10 protein-coding genes are annotated in these 12,574 nt (G+C 70.4%); 6 read left to right on the forward strand and 4 right to left on the reverse strand.

All coding sequences use genetic code 11. From position 1 onward, the window contains the following. Nucleotides 1–3 precede the first annotated feature (3 nt). Genes ATK30_RS22670 through ATK30_RS22680 form a run of 3 tightly spaced genes read right to left on the reverse strand, consistent with a single transcriptional unit; the run spans nt 4 to nt 2,556 of the window. Entirely contained in the window at nt 4–828 is an 825-nt protein-coding gene (locus ATK30_RS22670) for an ABC transporter permease (protein ID WP_376772259.1), read from the reverse strand. Next, a complete protein-coding gene (locus ATK30_RS22675; RefSeq protein WP_101437317.1) occupies nt 825–1,592 on the reverse strand; it encodes an ABC transporter permease in 768 nt (255 codons plus the stop codon). The genes ATK30_RS22670 and ATK30_RS22675 overlap by 4 nt, the downstream gene beginning before the upstream one ends. Before the next feature lies 1 nt (nt 1,593). Further along, nucleotides 1,594–2,556: an ABC transporter substrate-binding protein gene (locus ATK30_RS22680; protein ID WP_183126045.1), complete on the reverse strand. Its 963-nt coding sequence runs from the start codon at nt 2,554–2,556 to the stop codon at nt 1,594–1,596. Between the two features lie 693 nt (nt 2,557–3,249). Between ATK30_RS22680 and ATK30_RS22685 the strand changes: the two genes are divergently transcribed. From ATK30_RS22685 to ATK30_RS22710, 6 genes are all read left to right on the forward strand, one after another. Next, nucleotides 3,250–6,306 carry a sensor histidine kinase gene (locus ATK30_RS22685; protein WP_208637398.1) on the forward strand — a complete coding sequence of 1,019 codons (3,057 nt, stop codon included), beginning with the start codon at nt 3,250–3,252 and terminating at the stop codon, nt 6,304–6,306. After that, nucleotides 6,303–6,779, forward strand: coding sequence for a roadblock/LC7 domain-containing protein (locus ATK30_RS22690; protein WP_369871052.1), 477 nt, complete (start codon nt 6,303–6,305; stop codon nt 6,777–6,779). The genes ATK30_RS22685 and ATK30_RS22690 overlap by 4 nt, the downstream gene beginning before the upstream one ends. A gap of 27 nt (nt 6,780–6,806) precedes the next feature. Further along, entirely contained in the window at nt 6,807–7,574 is a 768-nt protein-coding gene (locus ATK30_RS22695) for a DUF742 domain-containing protein (protein ID WP_101437320.1), read from the forward strand. Then, nucleotides 7,555–8,160, forward strand: a complete 606-nt coding sequence (locus tag ATK30_RS22700) for a GTP-binding protein (protein ID WP_101437321.1) — start codon at nt 7,555–7,557, stop codon at nt 8,158–8,160. Before ATK30_RS22695 ends, ATK30_RS22700 begins: the two co-directional genes overlap by 20 nt. 456 nt (nt 8,161–8,616) lie before the next feature. After that, the gene (locus ATK30_RS22705; RefSeq protein ID WP_009083953.1) at nt 8,617–9,048 is read left to right on the forward strand and encodes a roadblock/LC7 domain-containing protein; all 432 of its coding nucleotides are present in this window, start codon (nt 8,617–8,619) and stop codon (nt 9,046–9,048) included. 3 nt (nt 9,049–9,051) lie between these two features. Then, nucleotides 9,052–10,059 (forward strand): DUF742 domain-containing protein, encoded by a 1,008-nt coding sequence (locus ATK30_RS22710; RefSeq protein WP_101437322.1) that lies wholly within the window; start codon nt 9,052–9,054, stop codon nt 10,057–10,059. Between the two features lie 196 nt (nt 10,060–10,255). Here ATK30_RS22710 and ATK30_RS22715 read toward each other — a convergent pair whose 3' ends face one another. Next, on the reverse strand, nt 10,256–12,496 hold the full coding sequence (locus ATK30_RS22715) for a helicase-associated domain-containing protein (protein ID WP_101437323.1): 2,241 nt from the start codon (nt 12,494–12,496) through the stop codon (nt 10,256–10,258). Nucleotides 12,497–12,574: the final 78 nt, after the last annotated feature.

A 12,574-nucleotide genomic window follows, 5' to 3' on the forward strand; every position in this document is an offset into this window, starting at 1 on the left:
TTCCTAGTTCCGGCCGGGCTGCCAGCCGAGCACCCGGCGTTCGATGCCGAGGAGCGCGGCGTTGAACCCGTACCCGAGGATGCCCAGCAGCACGATCCAGGCCCACATCTGGTCGAAGTCGTACGAGCGCTGGGCGGCGAGCAGCGCGTAGCCGATGCCGTTGAGCGCACCCACCAGTTCGGAGATCGCCATCAGGATCAGCGCGATCGAGAGCGACAGCCGCAGCCCGGCGAAGATCTTCGGCAGCGCCGCGGGCAGCACGACCAGCCCGATCCAGTACCGCTTCGGCGTGCGGAACGCGCGCGCCGTCTCCGTCTTGACCTTGTCGACCGACCGGACACCGTCCACTGTGTTCATCAGGACCGGCCAGAGCGAACCGAAAATGATCGTCGCGGTCTGCATGCCCGGCCCGATGCCGAACAGGATGATGAACACCGGCACCAGCGCGGGCGGCGGGATGGCGCGGAAGAACGCGAACAGCGGCCCCACGTAATCCATTCCGGTGCGCGAGCGGCCCAGCGCCGTGCCGAGCGCGACGCCGATGACCACCGACAGCAGCCAGCCCCCGAGCACCCGGCCGAGGCTCGGCAGGATGTGGTCGAACACCGGATCGCCGAGGAACAGCTGCGAAGCCGGGCCGGAGAACCACAGTTTCGCCGCCGCGGCCGCGATCTTCGAAGGCGGCGGGAAGAACACGCTTTCGCTCAGCTGGGTCGCGATCTCCCACAACACCACCAAGATCGCGAACAGCAGCCACTTGCGGGCGAACCCGCTGATGCCGCGGCTCATCCGGCGCGTCACGGTGGACGGCTTCTCGACCACGCTCACGCGGCGGCTCCTTCGACGGCGCTGCTCCAGCGGAACAGCCGGTGGCCCAGCCGTTCCAGGCCCTCGTTGACGAGGTAGCCGAGGACCCCGGCGACGACCGTTCCGGCGAGCACCAGGTCCATCCGGCCCGGTCCGGAACTGGCCTCGAGCACGAACTGCCCGATGCCGAGTTTCGCCCCGGCCAGGAATTCCGTGCTGATCACCAGGATCAGCGAAATCGCCGCGGACAGCCGGATCCCGGTGAACACGAACGGCGCGGCGTGCGGCAGCGCGACCGAAGTCAGCACCCGCGCGCGCGGAGTTCCGTACGTACGCGCGGTTTCCAGCAGCAGCGGGTCGATTTCAGCCAGTGCGTAAATGGTGTTGAAGAGGATCGGCCACACCGCCGCGTACACGGCCAGCGTGATCTTCGCTTCCGGGCCGCCGCCGACCACGATCAGCACCAGCGGAATCAGTGCCACGGAAGGGATCGGCCGCAGGAATTCGACGATCGCCTTGGTCGCGTCGCGGAGCCAGCGGATGCTGCCGAGCAGCAGGCCGGCGGGGACCGCGATGGCGATCGAGATGAGCAGGGCGATCAACCAGGCGAGCACCGAGGCGATCACGTCGCGGACGAATTCGACGTCGCCGAGCAGCTCGCCGATCCGAGCGAACACGACGGTCGGCGGGGGAAGGTCGTTCTGGTCGATCAGACCGGCCCGCACGACGGCCTCCCAGATCAGGAGGAAGCCGAGCAGGCCGGTCAGGTTCCGGACGAGGCGCACGTCAGGACGCGTTCGCCTGCGGGACGATCATCGACTGCACGTCGATCTTCGACTGGATGGAACCGAACTGCTGCAGCAGGTCCGGCACGCGCTGGATGCGCCGGGCGTCCAAAGTGGACTGGAAGGTGAGCAGCGTGGTGAGCTTCGCGGTCGCCTCGTCCACCTTCGAGAACTGGATCATCAGCGGCTCGATCTTGGAGCGGTCGGCCGCTTCCTTGGTGGCCTTGAGCATCGCGCGCTGGAACGCGGCGACCGTCTTCGGGTTCGCGTCGGTGAACTTGCCGAGCGAACCGTAGCCCGCGGTCGGGAAGTCCTTGGTTCCGCCGGAAGCGGTGTCGATGACCTCGACGGTCCCGTTGACCTTCGCCGACTGGGTGATGAACGGCTCAGTCAGGAAGCCCGCGTCGACGTCGCCGCGCTTGACCGCGGGGCCGATGTCCGGGAACCGCAGCGAGACCCACTTCACGTCGTTGTAGTTGACGCCGTTGTCGCGCATGACCGACTTGGTCAGGGTGTCGCAAATCGTGTTGGTGGCGGTGATCGCGATCCGCTTGCCCGCCAGGTCGTGCACGTTCTTGATGTTGCTGTTCGGCATCGCCACGACCTCGGTGCTCTTCGGGCCGGCCGAAGACGCGTCGGCGACGAGCTTGATGTCCGCGGCGCCCTTGCTCTTGGCGATGAAGAACGGCGTGTAGCTGGCGTAGGCGATGTCGACCTCGCCCGCCTGCAGCTTCTGCAGCGACGCGTCACCGCTGGCCGCGTCGACGGCTTCGACGTCGAGCCCCTCGTTCTTGAAGTAGCCGTTCTGGACCGCGAGGTGGAAAGGCGCCACGTCGATCGTCGGCATGATCGAGACCTTGATCTTGGTCTTCTCGACCCCGGAGCCGCCGTTCGAACTGCTTGAACTGTCCGATCCTCCCAGCAGGCCGCAGCCGCTGGCGGTCATCGCGACACCGCCCGCCATCGCGAGCGACAGGAACCCGCGCCTCCCGTAACTGCGCCGGCCGCTCACCGCTTCATCAAACAAGGTCGCTCCTAGCAAATGGGCCCGCGTCTGGGATGGACGCGGGGGGAAGGTGGCTCATTGTCCGGAGTCACGCGGCTACTGTAGAGAACCAGGACGATCACTCACAATGGGTGTTCATATACGATTCAGAAGTGGCACTGGTCACTCGATCAGGTGATCGAATCGCCTGGTATGTGGGGGTATGTGGACGTCCTGTGGGTGCCCGGGAGGCCTTGATCCGCTGCCTGGGTGCTCTCCGGGCAACTTCTGGAGGGTTACAAACGGGCCGGGCGTTCGCTACCCTCTGCTCCTGCAATGTGAGGTGTGGACCACCGATGTAGTGAGAGCGCGACTTGGGAAAAGGCTCTCCGCGCACGCCGGCGACGAGCCGGCGCAGGGTGGCCTCGGCCGAACGGACTAAGAGATCGACCACGTGCGGGGACCGAACGTCATGCCAGACCTGAACCGATTCCGCGCCCGAGGCGACGGGCAGCCGCACCCTGAAGTCGATCTTTTCACTCGAAAGGGTGCACCAGGCCGGGCTGCGGTCCAGACCACTCGGGCGGCGGATTACCTGCCGGGAGCGTGCGCGTAGTGGCCACGGCAGGTTCGGAAACAACGGGCCCCTCGGGCCCGGACGGTGGTGCGGCGGTGCCGAACGAAGACACCGCGGGGGCGGGGGAGGCCTTCGCTCGGGAAGACGCGGGGACCGCGCAGCAGCGGTCCTGGCTCGCGCTCGGCAACTGGCGGTTGCGGTCCAAGCTCGCGCTCATTCTCCTCATCCCCACGATCACCGCGCTGGTGCTCGGCGTGCTGCGCGTGGTCGACGACGTGCGGTCGGCGGTCGACCTCAACCACACCGCCAGCCAGGTCGCCTTCGCCGAGAAGGTCACCGCCGTGGTGCACGACCTGCAGCGCGAGCGCGCGCTGGCCGTGGTCCGGATCTCCTCCGGCGACCCGCTGCGCCAGACCGGCCTCGACGCGCAGATGGCGAAGGTCGACCGCGACGTCGACGACCTGCGCAACGCCGCGGTCAACCTCGAGAACGACAACCAGGCCGCCAGCGACCGCTACGCGCACGGCCTCCAGCGCCTCGACGCGCTGCGCCCGCTGCGCGCGGCGATGACCACGTCGGCCTACTCCGACCGCGCGGTGCTCGACACCTACTCCTCGGTGCTCGACTCGCTGATCCAGCTCGGCCGCGAGGTCTCCACCGCGACCACCGACCGCGACCTGCTCCGCCTCGGCACGAGCACGCAGTCGATCAGCGAGGCGAAGGAGTACATCCTCCGCGGCGACTCCGCGCTGCAGATCGCCGCGTTCCGCGACGGCTTCCCCGGCAACCTGATCGACGAGACCCGGGCCGCCGAGGCCAGCGGCGACGCGTCGATCACCGCGTTCCTCGCCAACGCCACCGGCGACCAGGTCCAGCTCTACAACGACACCTACTCCGGACCCGAGGTCGACGAGCGTCGGCGGCTGCAGACGCAGGCCTTCTCCTTCGCCCAGCAGGGCCAGCCGCTCAACCTCGACGGCACCAAGCTCGGCCAGGACTCCACGGTCGCCGCCGACAAACTGCGCGCGGTCGAGGTCAACCTGCTGACCCAGCTGCGCGCGCAGGCCGACCAACTGGCCAGCAACGCGGTGCGCTCGGCCTGGGTCGGCGGGGTCATCGTCCTCGCCGCACTGGTCGCCGCGCTGATGCTGATGCTCGTCATCGCCCGGCTGATGCTGCGCCCGCTGCGGGTGCTGCGGAAGACCGCGCTGGACGTCGCCTACACCCGGCTGCCGGAAACCGTGCAGGCCATCCTCGACGACCCGGACCCGGTCAACGCCTCGAAGAAGGCGGTCGACCCGGTGCCGGTCCTCACCCGCGACGAGATCGGCGAAGTGGCGCGCTCGTTCGACGTGGTGCACGAGCAGGCGGTCAAGATGGCCGCCGAACAGGCTCTGCTGCGCGAGAACGTCAACGGCATCTTCGTGAACCTCTCCCGGCGGTCGCAGCGGCTGGTGGAACGCCAGCTCGGCGTCATCGACCGGCTCGAGGCCGACGAGCAGGACCCGGACCATCTCGCGAGCCTGTTCGAACTCGACCACCTGGCGACCCGGTTGCGCCGCAACGGCGAATCGCTGCTGGTGCTTTCGGGCGCGGGCCTCGCGAAGTCGGTGCCCAAGCCGGTGCCTGCGGCCGACGTGATCGGCGCGGCGGTGTCGGAGATCGAGCAGTACGCCCGCATCGAGATCGGCATCGTGCCCGAGGTCGCGGTGCAGGGCCTCGCGATCCACGACCTCGTGCACGTGCTCGCGGAACTGCTCGACAACGCGACCTACTTCTCCGAGCCGGAAACCAAGATCACCGTCCGCGCGGTCATCACGCGCAAGAAGGCGCTGGCGATCCAGGTCACCGATCACGGCGTCGGGATGAGCGAGGAACGCCTCGCCGAGGTCAACGAGCGCCTCGCCGACCCGCCGGACCTGGACGTGTCGGTGACCCGGCGGATGGGTCTGTACGTGGTCGCGCGGCTGGCCCAGCGGCACGGCATCGAGGTGCGGCTGCGCGAGAACGAGGACATCGAGGGCGGCGTGATCGCCCGCGTCGTGGTCCCGGCCGAACTGCTCACCCAGGTCCGGACCGTCCCGCCGGCGATGCGGAACACCCCGCCGCCGCAGAACCGCAACGAGGTTTCGCACCCGAGCCTCCCGCCGCTGAACCGCGAACCGGAGCCGCCGAACCCGCTTCCGCTCGCATCGCCGCCCGCGGCCGCCGAGCCGGCCCAAGCCACGGGTTCGACGGGTTCCGGCGGAGCGTCCGAGAACGGCGGCCTGGTCCCGCTCGACCAGCCGATCAGCCTCGACGACCTCGTGGCGGGCAACCGGGCGGCCGGTCCGTTCCTCAGCCCGGCGACGCCCGCGTCCGAAGCCCCGGCGTGGCCGACCGCGGAGGATCTCGCCCCGCTCACTCGCGAGTCGTACGGCGAGGGCGCGAGCATGGCGGAGACCGAATTCCCGCCGCTGGTGCTGCCGAAGCGGGAGCCGAAGTACGTCGCCCCGGAAGCGCCGAAGGAGCAGCCGCCCGCCGAGCCGGACGGTTCCGCCGCGCTCGAGGACGACGTGCCCACCCGGCGGCTGCCGATCTACCAGTCGGTGCTGTCGCGCTGGTTCAGCGAGGGCGAGGACAGCGACACCGGCACCGCCGGTTCCGCCGCGCCGGAGCCGGAAACCGCCGAGTCCGCCGAGTCCGAGGAGACTCCGGCCGAGCAGCCGAGGGAACGGAGGGCCGAAGCCCTCGAATCGACGCCGCTCTACCCCGGTTCCGACGAACCGGAGGACGACAGCTGGCACAGCGTCTCCGACGAGGGCTGGCAGGCGGCGCAGTCGCTGCTCGAATCCAAGAACGAGGAGATCACGCCCGCCGGGCTGCCCAAGCGCGTGCCCAACGCGTACCTGGTCCCCGGCTCGATCGGCAACGCGCCGGAACCGGCGCAGCAGCAGAATTCGTTCACCGACGCGACCGCTGGAATGCCCGGAACGGGTGCGATCACCCGCTCGGCGGCGGCTGCCCGCAGCCGGATGGCAAGCTTCCAGCGTGGGTACAAGTCCGGCAGGCACGCGCTGAAGGAGCGGCCGCCGGAAGCCCGGCTCGACGACGACGGGGTTCGCGTCACCGGGGCCGGGTATGTGAGCGACAGCAGTGAGGAGCGAGAGTGACACGGGCGGGAGTGCAGCCGGGAGGCGGCTCGGTGCAGCCGAACGGCAGGCAGGCCGGTGGCAGCGCGGCGAGCAGCTTCGCGTGGCTGATCACGGACTTCGTCCACCGGGTGCCCGGTGCGGCGCACGCGGTGGTCGTCTCGGCCGACGGTCTGCTGCTCGCGTCTTCGCGCGGGCTGCCGAAGGACCGGGCGGACCAGCTGGCGGCCGTCGCGTCGGGGCTGACCAGCCTCGCGCGCGGCGCGGCGAAGGTGTTCGAGGGCGGCCCGGTCGCGCAGACCGTGGTCGAGATGGCGAACGGGTTTCTCTTCCTGATGTCGGTGTCCGACGGGTCGTGCCTCGCGGTGCTCGGCTCGCCGGAAAGCGACATCGGCTTGGTGGTGTACGAGATGACTCTGCTGGTCGAACGGGTCGGCCAGCAGCTGACACCGGAGATGCGGGCACAACTGCAGGGCGCTGCGGTCCGTCGCTAGGCGGACCTAGGACTACAGGAGTAAACCGTGGACGACGGGCGCTTGCGCGGCGACGGCCGGCTCGGTGACGAGCACACCGGCGGCTGGGGCGATCGGGATCAGAGCCGGGAGGACTGGAAGTCCTTCCGGGACCGGGTCGACCGCGAATGGCGTTCGAGGGACGTCCAAGCCGCGGATTCCGAGCCGGTGCGCGAACCGCCGAACTGGCTGACCGATTCCAACGCCGGGCAGCAACCGGGCATCACCGCGGTGCCCGGGTACCGCGAGCGGCTGCTCGGCGGTCCCGGATCGGAGCTGTTCGGCGGGGCGAGCGGACCGCTCTACGACTCGGCCGAGTTCGCCGCGTTCAGCGCCCAACGCGACGGGTCGCCGGGACCGTCTTCGAACGAGCTGGCCGCCGCGCTGCCGATGCAGGCGGCGGGCGAATACGTGGACGAGCCCGCCGAGGTGGAGACCTCGGGGCTGGTCCGGCCTTACTTCCGCACCCGGGGACGCACGAAACCGACCTACGACCTCGCGATCGAGGCCCTGGTGTCGACGAGCGAGCAGGGCCGGGTGCTCGACCGCGTCCGCGTGCCGGAGCACCGGTCGATCTGCGACCTGTGCCTCGACACCCGGTCGGTCGCCGAGGTGGCCGCGCTGCTGCGGCTGCCGCTCGGCGTGGTGCGGGTGCTGATTGGTGACGTGGCGGGCCTCGGCCTGGTGCTCGTGCACACGAGCAGCAGCACGAACGCGGGCGACCGCCCCAGTATCGAGTTCATGGAAAGGGTGCTCAGTGGGCTTCGGAGAATTTGACTCCGACGCGAACACACCGCATACGGGTCCGACCTCGTCGGCCAAGATCGTGGTCGCGGGTGGGTTCGGTTCGGGCAAGACGACTCTGGTCGGGGCGATCTCCGAGATCGACCCGCTGACCACCGAGGCCATGATGACCGAGGCGAGCGTGGGGCACGACGACGTGTCGGCCACGCCGAACAAGACGACCACCACGGTGGCCATGGACTTCGGCCGGATCTCGCTCGACTCCGACTTGGTGCTGTACGTGTTCGGCACACCGGGCCAGCACCGGTTCTGGTTCATGTGGGACGACCTCGCCGTCGGCGCGATCGGCGCGGTCGTGCTCGTGGACACGCGGCGGCTCGCGGACGCGTTCCCGTCCATCGACTTCTTCGAGAACCGGAAGCTGCCCTACGTCGTGGCGATCAACTGCTTCGACCGGCTGCTGCACCACCAGATCGAGGACGTGCGGCACGCGCTCACCATCTCGCCGTCTGTGCCGATCATGGCGTGCGACGCGCGGGAGCGGGAGTCGGCCAAGCAGGTGCTGATCTCCGTCGTGCAGCACGCGATCGCGCACGACACGGCTTTGCGGGCGGGTTAGTCCCGCCTCCGTCCACCCGCCGCCGTCTGCGAAGGAGGCGCCAGCCGACTCCCAGATTCCCGATCCACCCCGGCTCGGGTGCGGCCGTTGGAGTGAACTCCACGGGCTTCACCCGCTTCGGGGAGTGGCGCCTCCGAGCGGGGCGGGCTGAGTAGTCCTGTCCCCTCGCGGCCGAGGCCGGCAGCCCCCGATCGGGGCGTCGGACCGGCGGTGACCTGCACGGACAACCCGCTGCGCACGGTGGCCGCCGCCACCACCGAGTGACCCGCGAATGCGTGGTTGTGCATGCGTTCGCGCGGCGTTACATCCGGCAGACACGTACCGTGCCCGGGCACACGCTCGACACGACCGGGTGCGTGAATACGCTGGAACGACGACTTCACCGCGGCCGGGCGAGGATGTGGCCTGACAGTGGCGAACGGGCGTCCGGCAGCGTTCGAGGAGCTTGGAGGGGCAGTGACCGATTCCGACCGGCCAGCGGACCAGGGCACGTTCAGCTGGCTGATCTCGGATTTCGTGCGCCGGGTCCCGGGTGCGGCGCACGCGGTGCTGGTGTCGGCGGACGGGCTGATGCTCGCGCCCTCGGAGGGGTTGCCGCAGGAACGCGCCGAACAGCTCTCGGCGGTGGCGTCCGGGCTGATCAGCCTCACCCAGGGCGCCGCGCGGTGCTTCGAGGCGGGCGGCGTGAACCAGACCGTGGTCGAGATGGAGCGCGGGTACCTGTTCCTGATGTCGGTCTCCGACGGTTCCTGCCTGGCCGTGCTCGCCGCGCCGACGTGCGACATCGGAACGGTCGCGTACGAGATGACCCTGCTGGTCGAGCGGGTCGGCGAGCAGATCACGCCGGAACTGCGCGCCCAGCTGCAGGGCGGCGGGGTGCTGGGGTAGCCGATGAAGATCTCGGGTTTCGGAGACCAGGACACGGGCGCCTGGGACGCCCTCCACAAAGGCACGGAACGGGAGTCGTTCGACTCGCCGAGCCGGTACGAGCTGAGTTCGCTGACCCTGCGGTTGCCGCATCGGCAGCCTCGGTCGACGCCTCCGCCGTCTTCGCAGCCTTCTCCGCGTGCTGCCCGGCGTCCGGAGCCCGCGCCTCGACCGGCTCCCGCGCCCGAGCCGCGTCCGGTGCAGCAGGCAGTTGCCCCGCGCCCGGTGGCCCCGCCTCCCGCGCCGGTTCAGGAGGAGAACTGGGACGACGGTTACGAATGGGTCGAGGACGGCGAATCCGGTTACTGGGAGGAGCCCCAGCAGAACCGGTGGGAAGAGCCGCGGCAGAACCACCGCTGGGAAGAGCCAGCGCCTCAGCCCAGCCGTCCCGCGGCACACGACCCGTATTCGTTCGACGAGTACGCCGGGTCGCCCGGCCCGGACGACCGGATGGCGCCGGAAGGCTCCGCGTACCAACCGCAGCACGTCGAACCAGCCCCCCGCAGCAGGCACGCGCTGGCCGAAGAGCCCGCAGCCGAGTACTCCGACCCGGGGCCCGCCTCCGGAGTGTCCGAATTGGACCGGTTCTGGTCCGGCGAGGAGCCCGTGCAGCCGGAACCGCCTGCCCAGCCGACGAAATCGCGCGTGCGGCCGTACGCCCGGACCCGCGGCCGGACCCACTCGGACCACAATCTCGCGCTCGAGGCCCTTGTCTCCACCAGCGACGAGGGCCGCCGCTACCGCGGGGTGCGCTCGATCGAGCACCGGCGGATCTGCGATCTGTGCCTGGAGACCCGGTCGGTCGCGGAGATCGCCGCGCACCTGCACCTGCCGCTCGGCGTGGTGAAGGTACTGGTGGGCGACATGGCCGACATCGGGCTCGTCATGCTGCACCAGACCGATCTGGTGCTGGGCGACCGCTCGTCGCGGGAGTTCATGGAGCGGGTGCTGCAGGGGCTGCGCAACCTCTGACGGCTGGCGCGTTCGCTTCCGCGGCGCGCTGCTTTGTCCTTGTCTTGTTCGGCTCCGCCCCTCTCGCGTCGCCCCCACCGCGGCCGATCAGGTCAGGCACGCCTCGGCAGAAAGCGCCCCAATGCCACATCGGGTGCTCCGCCCATGCCCCCGCCGCCCTCAATGGCGGCTTTCCCCATGCCGCGTTGGGCCGACCTCAGTCCTCGACCAGCGCCGCGGAAGTGATGCGGTGCAACGGATACCGCTCGTGGTTCGCGCCTTCCAGCACTCCGCCGCCGACGCGCAGCGGGCGTACTACTCGTTGGCTCGCCGTGCCGCGGGAGTCGACGAAGCCGATCCACACCTCGCGTTGTTCGAGCGTCGCGCGGGACAGCAGGTCGAGCGTCGCCGTCGTGTCGGCACCGCTGCCGCCTGGCGCGCGCACTGTCGAACCTCGCCGCCGGGCCGACGCTTGGTCGCCTGCGCGGAGATTCGACACGATCCGGGTCGCCTGTTCGTCGGTCAGCACTGCTTGTTCGCCCGGCCGGGCGCGCGCCGCGCGGGTGCGGGCGGGCAGGCGACGTCCAGTGGGCCGCAGGTCGACGACCCGGCCGTCCGGGCCCTCCGCCGCGGGTGCGAAACCCGCGCCGCGCAAGGCTTCCAGTACCTCCGCCAACGGCACGGAGCTGATCAGCACCGTCGGCGCGATCATCCGCAGGTCGTACTCCGCGGCCACCGGATTCGCGAGCACCTCGGCGAGCAGCGCCTCGTCGTCGCAGCGGAGGAAGGACCCCGCGGTACCGCCGCGCAGGCGGCCGTGGCGGCGGGCGACGTCGTCGATCAGGTACGTCAAGCCCTGCGGCACCGGGGTCGCCGACTTGTCGCGGAACATCGCGTGCAGTTCGTCGGCGGTCCGTCCGGTGTCGAGCGCGCGGCGCACGGACGGCTCAGTGACGCGGTAAACCGTTGCGTGGCCAGCGGATTCGACGTCCGCGACCGCGGCCATGTCCGCCGCCAGCTCCGGCTCCAGCGGACCCGGCGCGACGACCGTCAGGTCTGCCTGCACCAGCACGTGGTCGACCGGTGCGGGCAGCGCGTCGTGCATCGCCTCGACCGCGCCGGAACGGTCGTCCTCCAGCAGCAGCCTCGCGGCGGTGGTGAGGGCGCCGAGGCCGACGAGGCCCAGCGCGGTCGCCTCGGCCATCGTCCAGCGGACGGTTTCGTCGCGTAGCCGACCACCTCGCCGCGGTGCGCGCCAGGCAAGCACGGCCACCAGTTCGTCGACGCTTTTCACGCCTGCGCCCGGATTCAGCTCAGCCAGCGCGGAAAGCACGCGGTGCCGCGAAACCGGTGCGAGCGGCCGTCGCAACTCCTCGGACAACGGCGCGATCGGCTTGTCCTTCGCGTCCCGTCCACCGGCGAGACCGGGCAGCCGCGGCAGCTCCAGCCACGCTTGCGCGAGCGTCATCCATCGCTGCACCGACGGCGACGCGAGCCAGCTGTCGGTGAGCGTGGTGGGCACGTACTCCGGGGCGGTGTTTTCGCTGTCCGCGACGAGTCCCGCGCCGACGACCAGCTCCGCGAGCAGCGTCGCGCGGGTCTCGTCGACTTCGAGATCCTTGGCGGCCTTCTTCAGCTCGCGTACTCCGAGCCCGCCCGCCTTGAGCACCGGCGGCGGCGAATCCGACCACATCCGCAGCAGAGATTCCGTCTGCCGCAGAAATTCCATCGCCTCACCGGCGGCCGTCTTGTCCACAGTGTCCGTCCGATGTGGATGGACGGGCAGCTCCGGCTCGACCAGCGCGTCCGGCTCGAACGCGAGCCCGCCGCGCAGCAGCAGGCCGAGTTCGCGGGGCAGTTCGACGGTCTGGTCGTCACGGCGCAGCAACAGGCCGCGCGCGAGGAGCTTCTGCACCGGCGTGGCCGCGTCGGACAACCCGACGTCGAAGCTCGCGTCACGGGTGCGGCCGATCGGCGGCCCAGCGGCCAACGCGGTGAGCACGGCCCGCTCGTCGTCGCCGACCTCCGCGAGCCGCGCGTCGAGGTCGGTGCCGGCCAGCGCGGGCGACGGCGCCCCGAGGCCGGCGGGGAACGGACCGAGCGCGTCGCGGGCCGCGGGCGGCACTCGCAGCTCGTCGTCGGCGCCCCAGACGAGAGCCCGGGCGCGCAGCCGGGCGAGCGGTTCGCTCACGTCCCGGCCGACCAGCGCGGTGACCGCGGACACCGGCGTCGGCTCGACATCGGCACCGGCGACCAGCAGCGCGTCCATCACCGCGAGGGTGAACGTGTCGAGGTCCTCGCAGGCGCGAGCGACCGACCCCGGCGTGCCCGCGCGGGTGGCGAGCACGGTCGTGTCGGACGGAGGAGGGGTGGACAGATCGCGACGCGTGCGCAGCAGTTCGGCGAGTGCGTCGTCGGACTCCGCACGCAGCCAGTCCGCCAGAGAGGTCGCGGGCATAGACACCCAGGATACCGGGCGGGTGCACGCGCACGAGCGGCGTTCGGGCAGACTGGGTGCAGTTTGCCGGACGAGGGC

The sequence above is a fragment of the Amycolatopsis echigonensis genome (assembly GCF_002846615.1).
GTDB classification, from domain to species: Bacteria; Actinomycetota; Actinomycetes; order Mycobacteriales; family Pseudonocardiaceae; genus Amycolatopsis; species Amycolatopsis echigonensis.

What these genes read in the sequence shown, in the direction of transcription:
- ATK30_RS22710 (WP_101437322.1), top strand. Translation starts at nt 9,052, where the DNA reads ATGAAGATCTCGGGTTTCGGAGACCAGGACACGGGCGCCTGGGACGCC.
- ATK30_RS22680 (WP_183126045.1), bottom strand. Translation starts at nt 2,556, where the DNA reads ATGGCGGGCGGTGTCGCGATGACCGCCAGCGGCTGCGGCCTGCTGGGA.
- ATK30_RS22715 (WP_101437323.1), bottom strand. Translation starts at nt 12,496, where the DNA reads ATGCCCGCGACCTCTCTGGCGGACTGGCTGCGTGCGGAGTCCGACGAC.